The following is a 20,522-nucleotide window of genomic DNA, read 5'->3' on the forward strand; positions in this document are numbered from 1 at the left end:
TTTTGAATTAGCCTTCATCTAGCGAAACAATACTAAAGAATAATCATTTAATTTACCTCACATTTTTTACTTAAAAAACAACAAAAAAATGCAGTTAATTAAAAGTAACTACTTGATAGTTATGCAGTATTGTATGGCTTTTGGGGTGGGGGTTTTTATTGGTTAGTTACGCTCTTGTTAATTGGCATTACAATTAGTGTTAATAATTCTGTGTTTTTAAGTGATCAAAGGTTGACCATTGTATGTTTTTCGTCTAGGTTTGTAATCATCTTGTAAATGAAGTGTATCTTTAATAGTGCAGGATGTAACCACACATAACTTAGCAACGCTGTTTTGAAAGCCTGAAGGCTCGGTTCAAAACGCTGCAAGAGGAAACACACATGGGACACAAATTATCTAAAATCACATTAGCGATGTTGTCTGCAACATCGTTGAGTTTTGCCACTTCTACCCTTGCTCAAGAAGCTCAACAAGAAGCCGAAAAAGACGTAGAAGTTATTCAGGTTTCTGGTATTCGCGCCTCGTTAGCCAGTGCTCTAAATGAAAAACGTTTTACAAACAATTTAGTAGAAGTCATTGAAGCTGAGGATATTGGTAAATTGCCTGACCAAAACTTAGCGGAAGTGTTAGAAAACATCACGGGTATTCAAATCACTCGTGAAGCAGGTGTTGGTACGGGTGTTCAAATCCGTGGTACAGATGCCAACCGAACAGAGATTAACGGCGTATCAACGGTAGGCTCAGGCGCAGGCCGAAGTGGTATCGATTTTGAAGATGTGTCAGCAGCAATCATTGCGGGCTTGGAAGTTACCAAGTCACCAGATGCGAAAACAATTGAAGGTTCTGTTGGTGGTACCATCAATCTTAAGACAATTCGTCCTCTACAATTGACTGAGCGATTGACGTCGATTCGTGTTCAAGGTGAAAACAGTAGTTTATCTACAGATAGCGGTTTCCAGCCTCGTCTTTCAGCGACTTTTGGTGATAACTGGGAAAACGACCACGGTAAATTTGGTGTTGTAGTGAGTGGTAGTTATTCAGAACAAGATGTATCTGCATTTAGACCACGTGCTGACCGAGATAACCTAATTGCTTCTGACAGCGGCGTAGCAAGTGCCCAGTCATTCGACTTCCTTCCCATTCAGTTTTTCGTACAAGATTACGACAACTACGAATATGAAACGAAAAACTTCGTAGGTACCTTTGAATGGCAGCCTAACGACAACACTAAGTTTTTCTTCGACGCCATCATTAATGACCAAGAACGTTTGCAAGAAAGTTCACGTGTTCAGGCATCAGGCGTAAGTGCACTTAACGATATTTCAGTACCTGATGCATTTGAAACGATTAACTTCGGTTCGTTAGGTGGTACTGATTTAGGTTCAATGCAGGCTGCGCTTCGCGGTGTTATTCCAGTGAATCTTGATAACGATGACGACGATCCTAACCTTCGTTTGTCGACCGATACAAACTCTCGTATTACAGAGAGCCAGATCTTTAGATTAGGTGGTGAATGGCAAGGCGAGAAATGGTTTGTAAGTGCTGAAGTTGCATCTTCATCTTCAGATACTACCACACCTAGCTTTAATACTACGCTTAACTTCATCAACCCTAATGCACCATTAGATGCTGGTGGCGGTAACGATAACAGTGTTCCGTTTGAATATGATTTATCTGGCGGCTCATTAGCGTTCGGTATTGCATCTGGTGCGGAATATGCGCCAACAGTAGAGCAGCTTTTAGACCCTTCAAATGTTGTTCTACGTGATGTAAACATTGGTAGAGATACCACTGAAAACTCAGAAGATGCGATTCGTTTTGACTTTTCATACTACGTAGACTCGATGATTACGTCAGTTGACTTTGGTTATCGCTATAACAAATCAACTAGCACCCGTGATGATGTTAGTACTAGCGTTGGTTTGAGAAGCATGGAAGACAGCCCTCGAGGCGATTTGTTCTCTGAATTGCTAGTCGCAGGACCTAACAACTTCAATGATGCGGATGGTCGCGAACTTTTCGTTCGAGACTTCTTAATCATTAATCCTGAATTAGTGGCTTCAGATCCAGATGGTGTTTTAGCTTCATTACAGCAAGCTATGGACGCACATGGCTCTACAGCTACATTAAACGCACCAACATCTAGCTCGTCTGGTTTCTTCGACATCGAAGAAGAAACACATGCTCTTTATGCGCAAGCGAACTTTGAATATGAAATGTTCCGCGGTAATTTCGGCGTACGTTATTTGCAAACAGACGTTACCTCTGTGGGTAACTCAATTACGGTAGACGGTGACGGAAACGAATTGGTATCGCAAGTAACTAATACCGGTGATTACGATTTCATTCTACCTCGCTTAAATATTGTTGCTGATGTGGCTGATGATGTTGTACTTCGCTTTGGTGCCGGTAAAGATATACGCCGTCCTAACTTTGATGACTTATCTACGTCAGTAACATTCAGTACCAGCCCTAACCCAAATGTGGCTATTGGTAACCCAGGGCTAGAGCCTGAAGAAGTAACATCTTTCGACTTAGCGGCTGAATGGTATTTTGCTGAAGCAAGTGTGTTAAGTGTTGGTATATTCCACAAAACACGTAAAGCATTGCACGTTGACCAAATCGTGAGCCCGTTTGAAGATCCGGTAACAGGTTATCGTGACTTAACCGACCCTTGTGAAGGTGGCGGTGTGTTTAACCCCATTGCTGATATCAACGTTTTTGGACCTGACCTAGGTACAGGTATTTGTGTCGGTACAGAGACTAAGATTAACGATGCTGGCGAAACTACGCAAAAAGGTATCGAAATTGCCGTTCAATATGACCTTTCAAGCTTTGAAAAAGAGCTAGGTTGGGCTTCAGGTTTCGGTGTACTTGCTAACTACACTATTCAAGAGTTTGACGGTGGTGATTCTGAAAATACAGCAACAAGTCGTGCGGCAAATGTATTCGCAGCCTCTACAGGTATTGATGATATTGAAGTGTCAGCAGTTCAAGGTCTACTGAACTTATCTGAAAATGCGTATAACTTCACCTTGTACTATGAGAAGTTTGGTTTATCGGCGCGTATGCGTTACACATGGCGTGAAGCGTATCGTTCGGATGACTTCGGTAGCACATCAAGCTTCCCTTGGGGCTTCCCAGTGGTTCAGGAAGATCGTGGTCAGCTTAATGCAAGTATTAACTACGACGTGAACGAAGACTTCAACATAGGTATTGAGGCGGTGAATATTACTGAATCAGAAGTTGAACAGTCTTGTATCAATGAAGGTGCGTTATTGTGCTTCCAAGGTCTTACCGACCGCCGAGTGACTTTAGGTGCTAACTACCGCTTCTAATTAGCGTAGCTTCACTAACAACACTAAATTAAAATACCCCAGCACGAGCTGGGGTATTTTTTTGTCTTAAATTAAGCTCGCTAGTCCTTAATCATTGTCATCTTTTTTGAATGGGGCGTTATTAAAAGGATGTTATTAAAAGGGCGTTATTGAGGGGGGGGGGGCTAGGGAAGGGGGGCTACTTAAGGGACGTGAGGGAAGGGCTTCAAACAGGCACAAAAAAGCTGCGTAAAGGTTATCCAAAATTATGGGTCTTTACGCAGCTTTTGATTAGATAAGTAACCAGTACACTTATATATTAAGCGCACTCTTGTCTCAAGTGCGCTCTTGTCTTAAGTGCACTATGAATAGGCTACTGACCTTTAATTTCAGAGCGACCTTTATAAGTTGCCGCATCACCCAAGGCTTCTTCAATGCGAAGAAGTTGGTTGTACTTAGCAACACGGTCAGAACGACACAGTGAACCAGTTTTGATTTGGCCAGCCGCAGTACCTACTGCTAAATCAGCAATAGTAGCGTCTTCAGTTTCACCTGAACGGTGAGAGATAACAGCAGTGAAGCCTGCATCCTTTGCCATCTTAATTGCGTTCAATGTTTCAGTCAGTGAACCAATTTGGTTGAACTTGATAAGAATTGAATTACCAATACCGTTATCAATACCACGCTTAAGAATTTTAGTGTTAGTTACAAACAAGTCGTCACCAACAAGTTGTACTTTTTCACCAATCTTATTGGTTAAGCTTGCCCAACCGTCCCAATCACTTTCGTCTAAGCCATCTTCAATAGACACAATAGGGTACTTGTCAGAAAGGTCGGCTAGGTAATCACCAAAGGCTTCAGAATCGAAGCTCTTGTCTTCACCAGACAAGACGTACTGGCCATCTTTGTAGAATTCAGATGCCGCACAATCTAGTGCAAGCGTAATATCTTCATTCATTTTGTAGCCAGCGTTTTCGACTGCTTGAACGATAACCGCTAGCGCTTCAGCGTTAGAGCTAAGGTTTGGTGCGAAACCACCTTCGTCACCAACGGCCGTGTTCAGGCCTTTAGCAGAAAGTACTTTCTTCAGTGAATGGAAAATTTCAGCACCCATGCGAAGGGCTTCTTTGAAGCTCTTTGCGCCTACTGGCTGTACCATGAATTCTTGAATATCTACGTTGTTGTCTGCGTGCTCGCCACCGTTGATGATGTTCATCATAGGTACTGGCATTGAGTATTGACCAGGAGTGCCGTTAAGATCTGCAATGTGCTCGTAAAGGGCAACGCCTTTTTCTAAAGCCGCTGCTTTAGCAACCGCTAGCGATACCGCTAGAATAGCATTTGCACCATGAGTTTCTTTATTTTCTGTGCCGTCTAGGTCAATCATGATAGCGTCGATATCAGCTTGCGCTAGTGCATCTTTACCTAAAAGCGCAGGTGCGATGGCATCGTTAATAGCGGCTACGGCTTTCATTACGCCTTTACCTAAATAACGAGACTTGTCACCGTCACGAAGTTCTAGTGCTTCTCGGCTACCGGTTGAAGCGCCAGATGGTGCCGCAGCACGACCCATAACGCCTGATTCTAAATACACGTCGGCTTCTACGGTAGGATTACCGCGTGAGTCCAGAATTTCGCGACCAATAATGCGACTAATTTTCGCCATGTTTTTTCCTTAACAATTGTTTGGGAACACAACGGGAGAAAGTGTTCCCTTATTAGAAATTAATGATTCTCTTTTTGATACTGTCCAGCAGCAGCGACAAACCCTTTAAATAATGGGTGTCCATCACGTGGGGTTGACGTAAACTCAGGGTGGAATTGACCCGCAATAAACCAAGGATGGTCAGGTATTTCTATTACTTCTACAAGTCGTTTATCAGTGGACAAACCACTTACCTTTAACCCTGCTGCTTCAATTTGTTCACGAAGGTTGTTATTTACCTCGTAGCGATGGCGGTGACGTTCATAAATTTCAGCACTGCCATACATTTCATGTACCTTAGTACCTTCAATTAAATGGCAAAGCTGACTACCTAAACGCATAGTGCCGCCTAAGTCTGAATTCTCGTTGCGAACTTCAGTGGTACCTGCTTCATCAAGCCATTCTGTAATTAAGCCAACGACAGGGTAAGGCGTTTCAGGATCAAACTCTGAGCTATTGGCATCTTCCATACCTGCTACATTACGAGCGAACTCAATGAGTGCTACTTGCATACCTAAACAAATACCTAAATAAGGCACTTTGTTTTCACGAGCATAACGTGCGGCGGCTATTTTGCCTTCGATACCGCGCTCACCAAAACCACCAGGCACTAATATAGCATCTAGTTTTTCTAGAATTTGTGGGCCCTTGCTTTCAACATCTTGCGAGTCGATATGGTGAATATTTACGGTTAAGCGGTTCTTCAAGCCTGCATGTTTAAGAGCTTCATTAACTGACTTATAAGCATCCGGTAATTCTACGTACTTACCAATCATACCGATATTAACTTCAGCAGTTGGGTTAGATTCTGCGTAAAGTACCTGTTCCCATTCTGATAGGTCGGCTTCTTTACAGTCTAAACCAAAACGGTCTACCACAAGCTGATCCATACCTTGCGCTTTAAGTGCAGCTGGAATGCGGTAGATGCTGTCTACGTCTTTAAGGGAAATAACCGATTTATCATTTACGTTAGTGAACAATGCAATTTTAGAACGCTCAGTTGATGGTAATGCACCTACAGAGCGGCACACTAGAATGTCTGGCTGAATACCAATCGAACGAAGCTCTTTCACTGAGTGCTGAGTTGGCTTAGTTTTTACTTCACCAGAAGCTGGCATGTAAGGCACTAAGGTTAAGTGCATGTACATGGCTTTTTCGCGGCCAAGCTCGGTACCAAGCTGACGGATTGCTTCTAAGAAAGGCTGTGATTCAATATCACCTACCGTTCCACCAATCTCAACAATAGCCACATCGTGACCTTCGGCGCCTTCAACCACACGACGTTTAATTTCGTTGGTAATGTGTGGGATGACCTGAATAGTGGCGCCTAAGTAGTCGCCTCGACGTTCACGTTTTAGTACTTCTTCGTATACCCGTCCGGTAGTGAAGTTATTACGCTTAGTCATTCGGGTGCGGATAAAACGCTCGTAGTGACCAAGATCCAGATCGGTTTCTGCGCCATCATCGGTAACAAATACTTCGCCATGTTGAATAGGGCTCATGGTGCCTGGGTCGACATTAATATACGGGTCGAGTTTTAACATGGTGACGGTGAGCCCGCGAGCTTCAAGAATTGCGGCTAACGACGCAGCGGCAATACCTTTACCTAGCGATGAAACTACACCACCGGTGACGAAAATATAATTTGTCATGCGAAACCTAGAACGTTGAGTTGTATTGGGTAAATATGAGTGTAGTTTAGGAACTAAACTACCCATACTTTGGACGGGATAATAGTATACGCAAGTTAGTGTGAGCAGACAATCTGTTTGCCCACACAATCGCTTCTTTTACCTATTTGAGCGCAGCTTTTGAGGCTAGCGCTTCTTTTTAGGACTGACTTAAACGCTTTAGCGTGTAAATGAGGTCTAGCGCTTGGCGTGGGGAAAGCTCATCCGGTGATAAGTTTTCCAACGCTTCAACAACCGGATGCGGTTTATCTGGGAACAACAGTTGAGACTGAGATTGAGATTGAGATTGTGATGGTGAAGTTGAAGATACAGCTGCTTTTTTACTGGTTGCTTTAGCGTGTTGCTTACCAGTTTTATCCGCAGTTTTAGATGACTTATCAGTAGTATTCCCAACACCGGATTCAGTTTCAGAGATAAGATGCGCGTTTTCCAAAATAGCGAGCTTTTGCTGCGCCGCTTTAATGACAGGTTTAGGCACACCCGCAAGCTGGGCAACCTGTAAACCGAAGCTCTTACTGGCCGCGCCATTTTGTACACTATGCATAAACCGGATGGTATCGTCGTGTTCTACTGCATCTAAATGCACATTAACCACGCTCTTTTCAGTATCTGGTAACTCGGTGAGCTCAAAATAGTGGGTTGCAAATAGGGTGTAAGCATTCAGCTTTTGAGCAAGATAGCTGGCGCATGCCCATGCCAATGACAAACCATCGTAAGTACTGGTGCCGCGGCCAATCTCATCCATTAAAACTAACGAATGCTCTGTGGCGTTGTGCAGAATGTTGGCAGTTTCTGTCATCTCTACCATAAAGGTTGAGCGACCAGAGGCTAAATCGTCAGATGCACCAATACGGGTAAAGATCCTGTCGATTTTACCAATATGGGCGTTTTGTGCGGGCACATAGCTGCCAATATAGGCTAGCAGCGCAATTAAGGCAGTTTGGCGCATATATGTTGATTTACCGCCCATGTTAGGGCCAGTAATAATAAGCATACGCTGGCATTCGTTAAGCGTTAATGGATTGGCAATGAAAGGGTCTTTCATAACCTGTTCCACCACAGGATGTCGGCCTTCTTCGTAGGTCAGTGCACTTTCCATACTTAACGTAGGGCGATGCCAATCAAGACTTAACGCGCGCTCGGCAAAACAGCATAGTACATCGAGTTTAGCCAGTGCTGCGGCGGTTTCAATTAGCGCATTCAAGCATGGTGCAATTTCATCGAAAAGCGCTTCATAAAGCTGTTTTTCAAGGGCTAGAGCACGGCCTTGGCTGGTTAGTACTTTATCTTCGTGCTCTTTTAGTTCAGGTGTAATAAAGCGTTCTGTATTTTTAAGGGTTTGCCTGCGAATATATTCGGCGGGTGCTTTGTCGCTATTAGCGCGGCTTATTTCGATAAAGAAACCATGAACCCGGTTGTAGCCTACTTTTAAGGTTGAAATTCCCGTGCGTTCACGTTCCCGTTGCTCCATGGCGTCGAGATAATCGGTAGCACCTTGAGACAGTTTTCGAAGCTCATCTAATTCACTATTAAAGCCTTCTGCAATAACGCCGCCATCGCGGATAACCACAGGCGGGTTATCGATAATCGCGTTATTTAATAAGGTTTGTAGCTCTGGGTAGGTACTGATGGCCAGTTTTAATTCATTAAGCTGTGCAACGTTATACGCCCCTAGCGCTTCTTGAAGGGCGGGCAGGGTATTCAGCGCGTTTTTGAGCCTTGCGAAATCCCTAGGCCTTGCTGAACGTAATGCCAACCGTGCCATTATGCGTTCAATATCACCAATGGTTTTTAAATGGCTGCGAATAGCTTCTGGCTCATTGTCGATTAGTGCTTCTATAGCATCTTGTCGGTTATGTAATTCGTGCTGGTCGGTGATAGGCGAATGAATATAGCGTTGTAATAACCGGCTACCCATAGCGGTAGTGGTCGTATCCATTACGCTAAACAGGGTATTTTCAATACCGCCGGCTAAATTGTGGGTAAGTTCTAAGTTTCTGCGGGTTGCAGCATCTAGCTGTACACGGCTGTCTTGTTGTTCTTTTTGAATGCGCCGAATATGAGGCAGCGCCGTACGCTGGGTATCTTTCACATATTGGAGTACACAACCCGCGGCGCCAATGCCTTTGGTTAAGTCTGACACGCCAAAGCCTGCAAGCTCTTTAGTTTGAAACTGAGCGGTTAATTGTTCGGTAGCGGTATCGATATCGAATTCCCACTCGGGACGCCGACGCAAACCTTTGCGCTGTTCTATCAGCGGTAAGCTTTCAAACCCTTCAGGGTAGAGCAGCTCAGCAGGGTTAATTCGTTGAAGTTCACCTAGCAAGGCATCGTCGGTGTCGCACTCAACCACTACAAAACGGCCACTGGTCACATCTAATGTCGCCACGCCATAATGCATACTGTGGCCGCATACTGCTGCTAATACATTATCGCGGCGTTCTTCTAATAAGGCTTCATCGGTAACCGTACCTGGGGTAACGATGCGCTGAACCTGACGTTCAACGGGGCCTTTACTGGTAGCAGGGTCGCCTACTTGTTCGCAAATGGCTACCGATTCGCCCATTTTTACCAAGCGGGCTAAGTAACTTTCCACTGCATGGTAAGGTACACCAGCCATGGGGATAGGATCGCCGCCGGATTTACCCCGTGCGGTTAACGATATATCAAGCAGTTCTGCGGCTTTCTTGGCATCATCGAAAAACAACTCGTAAAAGTCGCCCATACGGTAAAACATCAAAATGTTAGGGTGCTGCGCCTTTATCGTTAAATACTGGCGCATCATAGGAGTGTGTGATTCCAAAAAATGCCTCGTGCTTTTTTATTGCTGATACTTGCGATAACTCAATTTGTTATATTAACAGAAGAATTATTAACAGAAGAGTGATTAAAAGAGCAGGGGTGCTAAAATAATCGCTTTTCACGTTTGCTGAGTATTATTGATATGGGTACGGAATTTTCAACCATTTCCTGTTTTCATTAATAGATTGATAGCTGACGCCTGTTAGCACATCAGCACAGTTTAACGCCTTACGGCCAAAGCTGATAACAGTGCCGATAGCAATAAAAGGACATTCATGGTATCTGACAATACAACAGAGATGGTGACTGCGTTAGGTAATGCCCTTCGCCGCAAAAGCTGGACGGTCTCAAGCGCAGAATCTTGCACAGGGGGCGGAATTGCTTTCGCCTTTACCAGTATTGCTGGCAGTTCGGACTGGTTTAATCAAAGTTGGGTGACGTATTCAAACGACGCCAAAATGCGTGAGTTAGCCGTAAAACCAGAAACCTTAGATGCGTATGGTGCTGTGTCGTTGCAGACCGTTGAAGAGATGGCGGCGGGGGTTAAGCACAAAAGCGGCGCGAATGTCGTGGTAACCGTAAGCGGTATTGCAGGCCCTGGCGGGGGCAGCGAAGAAAAGCCCGTGGGTACGGTTTGGTTTGGATTTATTTGCGGTGAAAAGCAAGAAAACATCAAACAGGTTTTTGCTGGAGACCGCGAGGCCGTTCGCTTGCATGCGATAGAATTTGCTATTACTTACCTATTAGCGATGTTGGCTGACTGATTCGACGATCAGCCAAGAAGCATCCAATGAGAGCCCAATAAGCAAAATAAAATGAAAACTCAGGTTGAAACTGTATGCTTGTACAGTATAGAATGCACGCAACACTTGGTAAGGTGTCGGTAAGCAAATGTTGATGCAATAAATGTTAGCAGTGCTAGTGAAGGTTCTCTTAACGAAGTCTGCATCAATGAAGAAAGCTTCAACGAATACATTATCAATAAAGAATTTAACCGCTAATCCTAGAGGATATTGACGTGGACGATAACAGATCTAAAGCTTTAAGTGCCGCACTTGGGCAAATTGAAAAGCAGTTCGGCAAAGGCGCAATTATGCGTTTAGGCGACAACCAAGCGATGGACATTGAGGCTATCTCTACAGGTTCACTAACCATTGATATCGCTTTGGGCATAGGCGGCTTGCCATGCGGTCGTGTGGTAGAAATTTACGGACCAGAAGCATCGGGTAAAACGACACTTACCTTGCAGGTAATTGCAGAAGCGCAGAAAAATGGCAAAACCTGTGCCTTCGTAGATGCAGAGCACGCGCTAGACCCTATTTATGCATCAAAACTTGGTGTGAATATTGATGAGCTTCTAGTCTCTCAGCCTGATACGGGTGAACAAGCCCTTGAAATCTGTGACATGTTGGTTCGCTCTGGCGGTGTTGATGTAGTAATTGTTGATTCGGTTGCTGCCCTTACGCCAAAAGCAGAAATTGAAGGCGACATGGGTGACTCACACGTAGGTTTACAAGCACGATTAATGTCGCAAGCATTGCGTAAGCTTACAGGTAACATCAAGCGTTCAAATACCTTATGTATTTTCATTAACCAAATTCGTATGAAAATTGGTGTAATGTTCGGAAGCCCAGAAACAACAACAGGTGGTAACGCTCTTAAGTTCTACTCCTCAGTACGTTTAGATATCCGTCGTATTGGTGCGGTTAAAGAAGGCGATGAGGTGGTTGGTAATGAAACTCGCGTTAAAGTAGTGAAAAACAAAGTGGCACCGCCATTTAAGCAAGCTGAATTCATGATTCGCTATGGTGAAGGTATCAGTAAAGAAGCTGAACTTATCGACTTAGGTGTTAAGCAGAAATTGGTTGATAAAGCCGGTGCTTGGTACAGCTATAAAGGCGACCGAATTGGTCAGGGTAAAGCGAACGTAATGAAGTTCCTGAAAGAAAACCCAGCTATTGCCGATGAGATTGAAAAACAAATTCGCGCTGAGCTACTTTTACCTAAAACAGTGAAAGTAGAAGAAGCACCTGCTGCAGAAGATGATGCTCAGCAGTAACTCACAACGTACTATTTGTAATAGATAGTCGCGCTCTAGAGTTATCGAAAAGCCCACCAAATGGTGGGTTTTTTTGTGCTCGAAAAACATACTTCTTAACACTTTAATTCCATACTCTGCATTGAATTAAAATAAAAAAACAGTAAAGCTGTAATAAAAATAGAAAGGCAAAGACTAGTACGGTAAGCATTCGATTTAAATAATAAAAAAGGGAAGGGATAATGATTGAAATATCTAGTCTTGCTAAACGCTTTGAGGTGGATAACCCCAAAAAGCTAAGTGAGCAAGAGAAAAAGGATCCACGATTAAAAGGGCGCTACTTTCAATCAGTGAAAGATGTTTCGTTTTCATGTGGTCACGGAGAAGTTCTTGGTTTACTAGGGCCAAACGGCGCAGGAAAAACCACGACATTACGCATGCTTTCAACAGCACTTAAACCAGATAGCGGTACCGTGGTGATTGATGGCGAAGACGTGTTAGCCAACCCAATTATTGCGCGTAAAAAAATAGGGTTTCTGTCTAGCTCAACCGGCTTGTATGGCAGGCTGACTGGGCGGGAAAATATTGCTTATTTTGGCGAATTGCATGGTATTGATAAATCGACAATATCAGCACGTATTGAAGAAATGGCTGACTTACTTGATATGCAGAGCTTTTTGGACAGACGCGCAGAAAATTTTTCATCTGGCATGAAACAAAAAACAGCCATTGCCCGCGCTGTTATTCACGAACCTTCCTTAGTAGTGCTTGATGAGCCTACCACTGGTTTAGATATTATGGCTACGTCTACAGTCATGGACTTTATCCAACGACTTAAAGATAAAGGGACGCCGGTTATTTTTTCTACCCATCACTTAGATGAAGTTCAAATGCTTTGCGACCGAGTAACAGTGATTAATCAAGGCGAAACAGTATTCAACGATTCCCTTGCCGCCTTTAGTGCGCTATCGGGCGGACAAATGCATAAAAGTTTCTTACAAACATTAAAAATGGATATAGGGGAGGTGGGCAATGTGGTTAATCTTTAAAAAGGAATTCAAAGAGTTACTACGCGACCGCAAAACCATTATTTTTATGATTGTTCTGCCCTTGCTGCTTTTCCCATTGATTTTTGGTGTAGCGATGTTTTTCATGAATTCAGCCACTGAAAAAGCCGAAAACGTAGTATTGAAATATGCCATTGTGGGCGAGCAATATGCACCAGAGATGTCGAAGCAATTCGCTAGTGAAACCAATAAATTTACGGTGGTGGATATACAAGATGAAGCCGACTACGCCAAGCTCATTAAAAATGAAACGGTAGATTTTGTTTTGGTGATACCTGAAAGCTTCAATAGTGATGTGCTTGCTTCTGGACAGCATAAGCTTCAATTGTATTTGAATGATGCTGGGTTAAATAAAGTAATGGGGCGAGTCTCTGAAATTGTTGATATTCACACCAACGAATTTCAAAAGACAGCTTTTGCTAAATTAGGACTGGATGAAGCCCAGCAACAAGCGTTATTAGCGCCAATTGTGATTGAAAAAGAAAACATAGCGGATGATCGTGAAGTATGGGGCGAGCGATTAGGTGGGTTATTACCTTATTTTATTTTCATTTTATGCCTACAAGGTGCTATGGCACCAGCATCAGACTTAGGTGCGGGTGAAAAAGAGAGAGGGACGTTAGAGACGTTGTTGATATCGCCTATGGATCGCTACAAGCTTGTACTAGGTAAATTTTTGACCATCGGTATAGCGGGGCTAATTACTGCCCTTATCACCGTTTCCTCCATGGCCATATGGGGCATTGTCTTATCGCAAGGAATGGCGATTGAGTTTGTGGCTGAGGTGATGGCGATGATCGGCATTATTGATTTTGTGCTTATCTTTTTAATGCTAATACCGGTAGTGGCGATATTTGCCGCGGTCTTATTATCACTTTCTATTTATGCTCGCTCATTCAAAGAAGCACAAAGCTACATGGGGGCGCTGATTATGGTGGTAATTTTCCCTGTGCTGATTGCCATGATGCCTGGGGTTAAATTAGAGGGGGGTTGGATTTGGGTGCCGCTTACCAATGTCGCGTTAGCGATGAAAGAACTATTTAAAGGCACTATGGATTACTTTGCTCTGTTCGGCATATTTACATCTACAGTAGCCATCGCCGCAGCACTCATTGCATTTTGTGTGTATTGGTTTAATAAAGAGAAGGTACTATTTAGGTAACGTTTATAGTGTTTTAGCCTTATCTTGAACTTCATTGAGTTTTAAGTCAGTATGGATTTTAAACAATGATGTAATTGTATTGCTGATAGGATATCAAGCTAATGTCAATTAAAAGTAAAATAGATAAGGCGCTCTTAATTCTTAAACACCCGAGCGTATTGTTAGGAAAGCAAAATTATATTCTAATATTGAGTCATATGCGCAGTCGGTCTTCCCTATTGTCGCATGTACTTGGCAGTCATGATGAAGTGTGTGGGTATGGTGAACTTCACTATGACTATCCTAAAAAAAGTTCGCTTCTTAAAATGCACGTGGAATTGCTAAAAGACACTGGGCAATCAACTACGAAAGGCTTTTTTCTAGACAAATTGCTACATAACAGTTTTGTTGTTTCACATGATATTTTAAAAAGAAAGAATGTGTACATTTTAATTTTAGTTCGGGAACCAGAAGCAACAGTAAAAAGTATTGTTAAAATGGGAGAAGTTACTGGTGACGAAGGTTACCTAGATGTCGATGCTATGCTTAAATACTATACAAATCGACTCAATTACTTATACCAAATAGCTCAAAAATATGAAGGCGTTCTGATGATCGACTCTGATAATATTGTTGATTCTACATCTGAAACTTTAAATCGAATTAAAAATTGGTTGGGCCTGGGCGACGAATTAACCAGCTCATATAAAAAATTTAAGAAGACCGGGAGTGCTGGTCATGGTGACCCTTCATTGAACATATCTGCTGGTGAAATAATAAAAACGCAAAATGACTTAGCGTTGGAATTCGAACCCACTTTATTGAACAATGCCAAGGAAATTTACTCGAAAGTGATTGGGTTAAAAGCCTCTTGAAAAGACTTATAACTCATAATTTATATGCTTAACCACACCTTCCCACCCCGGCGGTATTTTTCCTTGTAGAACATAGGAATATGCTAGTAGCTCTGCAATAACAAAATATAACGATTCAGGTATATCTTGCCCCAAATCTAAGGTACTAAGCACTTCGCTAAGATAAGGGTCTTCATGGATAAGAATGCCTGACTCTTCAGCCATGGCGATAATCGCTTCTGCAAGGTCGCCGTAGCCTTTAGCGACAACTTTTGGGGCTGTTTTTTTATCGCCACCATCATATTTGAGCCCAATTGCACGCTTCGCTTTCTCACTCATACTCTTGTCTCAAAAATTTGATGCGGACGTTTATTTAATGTTTCAGGTATATGGCCTCGCTGAAAACTCATTTTCTCAACATTCAGTCCTAAATCCGCTAATCTTCGCTCTAAAAAAGGCAAGGTATCAGCAACCCGAGTCAGTACGGTTTCGTTGGAAGTATAAAGGTCAATAGTGATGGTATCGGTGTCTATCTTGGATTTAGCGAGTAGTTGGCCCGCATCACCAATATCTAGTTTCATGGTGACATTCCATAAACGTCGATCTCCGTCTTTACCCTCTTTTTCGTGTTGCCGGTCAGGCTCTCTTTGCACTAAAAGTTCTGCGGGTGCGTAATGTTGAGTCACAGAAGGTAATGCATAGAAAAAACTATCTTGCCCTTGAACCCGAGTTTCGGCCTGAGCGACTTTGCTGTGTTGATGGTTTGCCAATAAGGTTTTTAAATTAGCCAGTAAATTTGTGCGACTATCAAGATTGGCAACATCTTGGGCAACACGGCTAGAGAGGACAGTACCAGACGTATTCGTTATCGTTTTACTTATAATGCTATCCGGTGAATCAATTTGTGCTTTAAGAGAGGGTTGCTTTGATAGCGCTCTACCCGCCAATGATAACTGTAACAATGCCACCAAACCTTGCACAAAATTGGAAGCCGCAATTGGAGACGTTAAGGTTAGCGGCGTTACCGCGATAGCGGGGGCGTTGATTAACGCATGAATGCGCGAAGCTATAGATGCGTCGGCGTTATTTTGAGTCGCCTGGGTGTTATGTTGGGTATTTGGCGTTGAGGATTTTGTCTCTAAACCGTTTTTGTCTCCATCCTGTAAACTAGTTGCTTGAGTTGCTGTTTTATCACTTGATGGGGCTGTATTTGAAGGGAAACCAATGTTGTTGCCCTGTGTTGCATTTCCGCGAATGCCATTCCCCGACCCACCGAGCAAAGCGATTAGCTGAGAAATGCCTTTTCGCAAACTGGTATCAGCGTTACCTGTATTTATATCTCCGGCGCCTTTCTTAATGCCAGCAGTATCATCATTTGTAGAAGCGATACTCTCTTGGCTCGAATTAGATGAGGCCGATGTGGTAGTTGTATTAGCCGGTTGGGGGGAAGATAGTGGCTTAGCACTGGGTAATGCGTTGCTGTTTATTCCCGTAATTTGCTTAGCTATTTGATTTAATACGGCAGTGGTTTTATCGCTGCCTTCGACAGTCCCATTAAGTATAGCCGTTAACTGTGTTAGCGCTTGTTGGGTAGAACCTGTCTGGCTAAGCAAAGCGCGAGATAAAGTAATGATGGCTTTGTGAACATCAGTCCCTTGTATCAAAGCACTTTTGCCATCTACTGCGGTTGAGAATTCCGGCGATGATTTAATTGATGGAGAACTCGACGCTTGATTAGCATTATCTGCTTTTGCTCGTTGAACTAAATTGTCACTACCGTTTGCCGAAGTTTTTACTGTGGTATCAGACACAATGGAATTATTTCCAGCCGTTTTTTCAACCCCTTTTCCAATCCCTTTTCCAACTATTGCTCCCACAGGAATAGCTAAAGCGCTAAGTTTGGCGGCAAGTTGCTCTGAAGCCCTTGGAATGACAGTACTACCTTCAGGTGAAGGGAACTTCAATACTGCCTGACTGGCAGCGGAATACGATGTTAGTGTATTGCCCTTAAGACTAAGCATAGATACCTGCTGCAAGGTATTTTGTGTTTGAATATTCGGAAGTTGCTTAGCAATTGTATCTGGAACATTAGCGTTGCCTAGGTTGCCATGTCCGAAAGCGATACCTTGGAAGCGCAACGCATTGGTGATGACAGCCGAAACTTTGCTATCTGTTATCGATAAGGGGGCGGCTTGTAAAGTGGAAGCTGCTGATTGAGCACCCTGTGCCGCCAAGTATGTTTGTTTCGATGACGTTATTGCAACTGCTAATTTGCCCGTATCACCAGGCACCTGATTAAGTGACAGTGAAACCAGCTTGCCATTGTTTTTGATATCGCCACTCAATTGCGCTGCGGCGTCAGGCTTTAGTTGTAAGTTTAACTGCTGACCATCTGCTAGCGATAGACTCAGTTGATTATTCGTTAATTGTGTAACAGTTGCCTGCACATTAACGCGCATGTTCTGTTGTGGGGTCGGCATAGATGCCAACATTGTCGCTAACGAAAGTGAAAGGGTTTTAAGCTGCATCGCCGTAACTTGACTGGTACTCATTCCTGTTTCAGTGCTAATAAGGGCAGCTTGAGTTCCGCCGTTTTGACTGAAAGAGATCAACTGGGGGCGCTGTGGTGGCAGTAAATCTGCGCTTTTCAAAAGTGAAACTTGTGTTGCCGGTTGCCCTTGCGTTTGAATAGCAAGTATCTGTTCGGGCAATCGCGCCACGGTTACCTTCGCGGCGGTATCAAGCGCAGCAGCTTGGGATAAATTATTCAGCACAGATGCTGCCGACGATTTCGACCCTGAAGTATTCTGAGTAATATTTGAAAGCAGTGCGCTTAACTGTGATGTCATAACGAGCTTATCGGCAAGGTGAGCGACGAGTTTAATCGGTTATATGAAGTATAGGTAATAAGCGAGGCATATCACCGCGTTTGTGATTGAAGTAAATCATATTTAATCATAATTCGCGACTGCGAAAGAATCTTACTGTGATAAACTACGCCGGTTTTGAACAGTCAATAGTAAAGGAGCGTGCGTGTCCGGTTTATGTGCATCTGGACTAACTTGCATAAAACGCGATCGTGTTTTGTTTGACGATTTTTCGTTAAATCTTAATGCAGGGGAATTAGTATATTTGCGTGGGCCTAACGGTGCAGGCAAAACCAGCCTTTTGCGTATCCTTACTGGCTTGAGTTCGCCCGAACACGGTGACGTGACTTTCGACGGCGTGAATATCAATAGCAATCCTTCATTATATTATAAAAACCTTATTTATTTAGGCCACAAAAGTGCTTTGAACGGCGCTTTGTCTGCCATTGATAACTTACGCTTTTGGCTAGCGCAACACGGTATTCAAAATAAAGATCTGACCCAAGCATCTAATATCGATAACACTATTTACCGTGCTCTTGAAAACTTAGGGCTAGTTGGCCTTGAAGATGTGCCCGTCAGATTCTTATCTGCGGGACAACAACGTCGCGTTGCACTGAGTCGGCTTTGGCTCAAGCCTGCAGCGGTATGGATATTAGATGAACCTTTCACCGCCCTTGATACCGCTGGCGTAATATTACTTGAGCGAAAAATGAAACAGCATGTGGCTGATAGGGGCATGATTATTACCACATCCCACCAAGCACTGTCTTCTGAAGCGGGCACGCACCGCTGTGTTGATTTGGAGTACCGGTTTTGAATCCGTTGCTACTAGGTATATTCAAACGTGATATGCAGATTGCGTTTCAGCAAAAAGCTGAGCTGGTTCAACCCCTCATGTTTTTATTGATGGTGGTGACCCTATTTCCCTTGGGCGTAAGCCCTTCTCCTGAAACACTGCAACGTATTGGCCCAGGCGTTATCTGGATAGCGGCTATATTGTCATCCTTGTTAGGGATGGAACGTCTTTTTCGTGATGATTTTATTGATGGTTCATTAGAGCAATACACATTAAGTGGCATGTCACTGCCAGCCGTTGCTACGGTTAAAGTACTGGCACATTGGCTAGTGAGTTTCGTGCCCTTGTTAATATTGTCACCGTTGCTCGCGATGTTTTTAAACCTAAGCATGGATATGTTTATAGCATTAATGCTTACTTTGTTAATTGGCACACCTTTGCTGTCGTTAATAGGCGCCATTGCTGTAGGACTAACGGTTGGATTGGCGAGGGGCGGGCTACTTTTAGCACTACTTTTAATCCCTGTTTTTATTCCGTTACTGATTTTTGCCACGTCAGCTGTAGATTCTGCCGCACTGCAATTACCTTATCATCCCCAACTTGCTATTATTGGCGCCATGCTGTTATTGGCTGCTGCCGCTGCGCCGTTTGCCATAGCTTATTCTTTGAAAGTGAGTCAAAACTGATGTGGAAGTGGTTACATCCTTACGCTAAAACAGAAAATGCTTACCAATTGTGCGTGACCTTGCAACCTTGGTTGTGGGTAGGTGCATTGTTGTGCTTGTTAGTAGGTACGGTGTGGGGGCTAGCGTTTGCACCACAAGATTATCAACAAGGCGATTCGTTTCGCATTATCTACATTCATGTGCCAAGCGCCATGTTATCTATGGGCACTTATGTAGCGATGGCGATAGCAGCGTTGGTGGGTATGGTGTGGCAGTGGCGAACGGCTTATATGAGCATGATAGCCATGGCACCGGTAGGTGCAGTGATGACCTTTATTGCGTTATTTACCGGTGCCGCATGGGGTAAACCTATGTGGGGCGCTTGGTGGGTGTGGGATGCACGCCTTACTTCAGAACTTATTTTGTTATTTTTGTATATTGGTGTTATTGCGCTATACGGCGCCTTTGAAGATAAACAACAAGCGGGTAAAGCCGCAGGCGTGATGGCGTTAGTCGGTGTGGTGAATATTCCTATTATTCATTATTCCGTAGAGTGGTGGAATACCTTGCATCAAGGTGCCACCATCAGCAAATTTGATCAGCCTTCAATTGCGCCTGAAATGTTGTGGCCATTATTAATTAGCTTGTTAGGTTTTGCTTTTTTTATTGGGGCTGTGACCACAGTAAGGCTACGCAGCGAAATTGTGCGCCGTGAAATGCATCGTCCTTGGGTGCAAAAGTTAGCGCACGAAACAAGTGAGAATAGCTAATGCAGTTTGATTCTTTCTCAGCATTTTTAGAGATGGGAGGCTATGCCTTCTATGTCTGGTTATCTTTTGGTGTAACCTTTGGCGTAATGATACTACTAGTGGTATTAAGTTTCCGCCAACATAAAGGGTTACTGAAATCGGTTTTAAAAGAACAGCAGCGTCAGGTGCGAATTAAAGAAGCGAGAGAAAAATCACACGCTTCATCAGCACAGTAAGTTGTAGTCAGTAGTTTTTAAAGTGAGATAGTTGCATGAACCCTAGAAGAAAGCAGCGTTTGGCGGTAGTGGGTATTGTTGGGCTGTTAATTGCCAGCGCTATTGGCTTAATGCTTTATGCATTGAACGACAGTATCGATTTATTTTACACGCCAAGTGAAATTATTGAAGGTAAGCAAGGGCAAATGCCTCATGTTGGTCAACGTCTTCGTATTGGCGGCATGGTTGTGCCCGGTAGTGTGAGCCGCGACAGCAAAAGTTTAGCGGTTTCCTTTGACTTAATAGATACGGGGCCCATCGTTACTGTGACATACACAGGAATACTGCCTGACTTGTTTCGTGAAGGCCAAGGCATTGTGGCTACCGGTGTGCTTACTTCGGCAACAGAAATTACCGCGCAAGAAGTGCTGGCTAAGCATGATGAAGAATACATGCCACCTGAGTTGGCGGAAAAAATGAAGGGTATTAAGCATGAAAAGCCTGCCAATATGCCTGTTACCGATGCGTCATCTTCTTATCAATATGACGCGATACCAAATTCTAAATTCAAGCCAGAGTCAGAGCCAAAGTTTAAACCAGGAGCCCAGTAGT

Annotated in this window: 16 protein-coding genes; 11 read left to right on the forward strand and 5 right to left on the reverse strand. The window is 43.6% G+C overall.

All coding sequences use genetic code 11. The features are described from left to right. Positions 1–380: 380 nt before the first annotated feature. On the forward strand, positions 381–3,338 hold the full coding sequence (locus AVL57_RS04495) for a TonB-dependent receptor (RefSeq protein ID WP_057793530.1): 2,958 nt from the start codon (positions 381–383) through the stop codon (positions 3,336–3,338). A 352-nt stretch (positions 3,339–3,690) separates the two neighbouring features. On the opposite strand, the gene eno is transcribed toward AVL57_RS04495, so the two are convergent. The 3 genes from eno to mutS all read right to left on the reverse strand — a co-directional run bounded on the left by eno (position 3,691) and on the right by mutS (position 9,498). Further along, the gene (gene eno, locus AVL57_RS04500) at positions 3,691–4,983 is read right to left on the reverse strand and encodes a phosphopyruvate hydratase (RefSeq protein ID WP_057793528.1); all 1,293 of its coding nucleotides are present in this window, start codon (positions 4,981–4,983) and stop codon (positions 3,691–3,693) included. Between the two features lie 59 nt (positions 4,984–5,042). After that, positions 5,043–6,674 (reverse strand): CTP synthase, encoded by a 1,632-nt coding sequence (gene pyrG, locus AVL57_RS04505; protein WP_057793526.1) that lies wholly within the window; start codon positions 6,672–6,674, stop codon positions 5,043–5,045. A 178-nt stretch (positions 6,675–6,852) separates the two neighbouring features. Further along, on the reverse strand, positions 6,853–9,498 hold the full coding sequence (mutS, locus tag AVL57_RS04510; protein WP_057793524.1) for a DNA mismatch repair protein MutS: 2,646 nt from the start codon (positions 9,496–9,498) through the stop codon (positions 6,853–6,855). A 292-nt stretch (positions 9,499–9,790) separates the two neighbouring features. Between mutS and AVL57_RS04515 the strand changes: the two genes are divergently transcribed. The 5 genes from AVL57_RS04515 to AVL57_RS04535 all read left to right on the forward strand — a co-directional run bounded on the left by AVL57_RS04515 (position 9,791) and on the right by AVL57_RS04535 (position 14,636). Beyond that, positions 9,791–10,279 (forward strand): CinA family protein, encoded by a 489-nt coding sequence (locus tag AVL57_RS04515; RefSeq protein WP_057793522.1) that lies wholly within the window; start codon positions 9,791–9,793, stop codon positions 10,277–10,279. A 254-nt stretch (positions 10,280–10,533) separates the two neighbouring features. Next, complete coding sequence (recA, locus tag AVL57_RS04520) at positions 10,534–11,574, forward strand: recombinase RecA (protein ID WP_057793520.1); 1,041 nt, start codon at positions 10,534–10,536, stop codon at positions 11,572–11,574. A 221-nt stretch (positions 11,575–11,795) separates the two neighbouring features. Continuing rightward, entirely contained in the window at positions 11,796–12,602 is an 807-nt protein-coding gene (locus tag AVL57_RS04525; protein ID WP_057793518.1) for an ABC transporter ATP-binding protein, read from the forward strand. Further along, a complete protein-coding gene (locus AVL57_RS04530; RefSeq protein ID WP_057793516.1) occupies positions 12,586–13,782 on the forward strand; it encodes an ABC transporter permease in 1,197 nt (398 codons plus the stop codon). The genes AVL57_RS04525 and AVL57_RS04530 overlap by 17 nt, the downstream gene beginning before the upstream one ends. A 101-nt stretch (positions 13,783–13,883) precedes the next feature. After that, positions 13,884–14,636, forward strand: coding sequence for a hypothetical protein (locus tag AVL57_RS04535; RefSeq protein ID WP_057793513.1), 753 nt, complete (start codon positions 13,884–13,886; stop codon positions 14,634–14,636). A gap of 6 nt (positions 14,637–14,642) precedes the next feature. Here the strand turns inward: AVL57_RS04535 and AVL57_RS04540 are convergent, their stop codons facing one another. After that, positions 14,643–14,954 (reverse strand): EscU/YscU/HrcU family type III secretion system export apparatus switch protein, encoded by a 312-nt coding sequence (locus AVL57_RS04540; protein WP_057793511.1) that lies wholly within the window; start codon positions 14,952–14,954, stop codon positions 14,643–14,645. Continuing rightward, the gene (fliK, locus tag AVL57_RS04545; RefSeq protein ID WP_057793508.1) at positions 14,951–17,464 is read right to left on the reverse strand and encodes a flagellar hook-length control protein FliK; all 2,514 of its coding nucleotides are present in this window, start codon (positions 17,462–17,464) and stop codon (positions 14,951–14,953) included. The genes AVL57_RS04540 and fliK overlap by 4 nt, the downstream gene beginning before the upstream one ends. Positions 17,465–17,648: 184 nt before the next feature. Here fliK and ccmA point away from each other — a divergent pair, with 184 nt between their 5' ends. Genes ccmA through ccmE form a run of 5 tightly spaced genes read left to right on the forward strand, consistent with a single transcriptional unit; the run spans position 17,649 to position 20,521 of the window. Next, positions 17,649–18,302 (forward strand): cytochrome c biogenesis heme-transporting ATPase CcmA, encoded by a 654-nt coding sequence (ccmA, locus tag AVL57_RS04550; protein WP_057793506.1) that lies wholly within the window; start codon positions 17,649–17,651, stop codon positions 18,300–18,302. Beyond that, positions 18,299–18,967 (forward strand): heme exporter protein CcmB, encoded by a 669-nt coding sequence (gene ccmB, locus AVL57_RS04555; protein ID WP_013785234.1) that lies wholly within the window; start codon positions 18,299–18,301, stop codon positions 18,965–18,967. The genes ccmA and ccmB overlap by 4 nt, the downstream gene beginning before the upstream one ends. Further along, positions 18,967–19,716 carry a heme ABC transporter permease gene (locus AVL57_RS04560; RefSeq protein WP_057793504.1) on the forward strand — a complete coding sequence of 250 codons (750 nt, stop codon included), beginning with the start codon at positions 18,967–18,969 and terminating at the stop codon, positions 19,714–19,716. The genes ccmB and AVL57_RS04560 overlap by 1 nt, the downstream gene beginning before the upstream one ends. Then, positions 19,716–19,931 carry a heme exporter protein CcmD gene (gene ccmD / locus AVL57_RS04565; RefSeq protein WP_057793502.1) on the forward strand — a complete coding sequence of 72 codons (216 nt, stop codon included), beginning with the start codon at positions 19,716–19,718 and terminating at the stop codon, positions 19,929–19,931. The genes AVL57_RS04560 and ccmD overlap by 1 nt, the downstream gene beginning before the upstream one ends. Before the next feature lie 35 nt (positions 19,932–19,966). Next, positions 19,967–20,521 carry a cytochrome c maturation protein CcmE gene (gene ccmE / locus AVL57_RS04570; RefSeq protein WP_057793500.1) on the forward strand — a complete coding sequence of 185 codons (555 nt, stop codon included), beginning with the start codon at positions 19,967–19,969 and terminating at the stop codon, positions 20,519–20,521. Position 20,522: the final 1 nt, after the last annotated feature.

It is taken from the genome of Alteromonas stellipolaris, from assembly GCF_001562115.1.
Classification (GTDB): domain Bacteria; phylum Pseudomonadota; class Gammaproteobacteria; order Enterobacterales; family Alteromonadaceae; genus Alteromonas; species Alteromonas stellipolaris.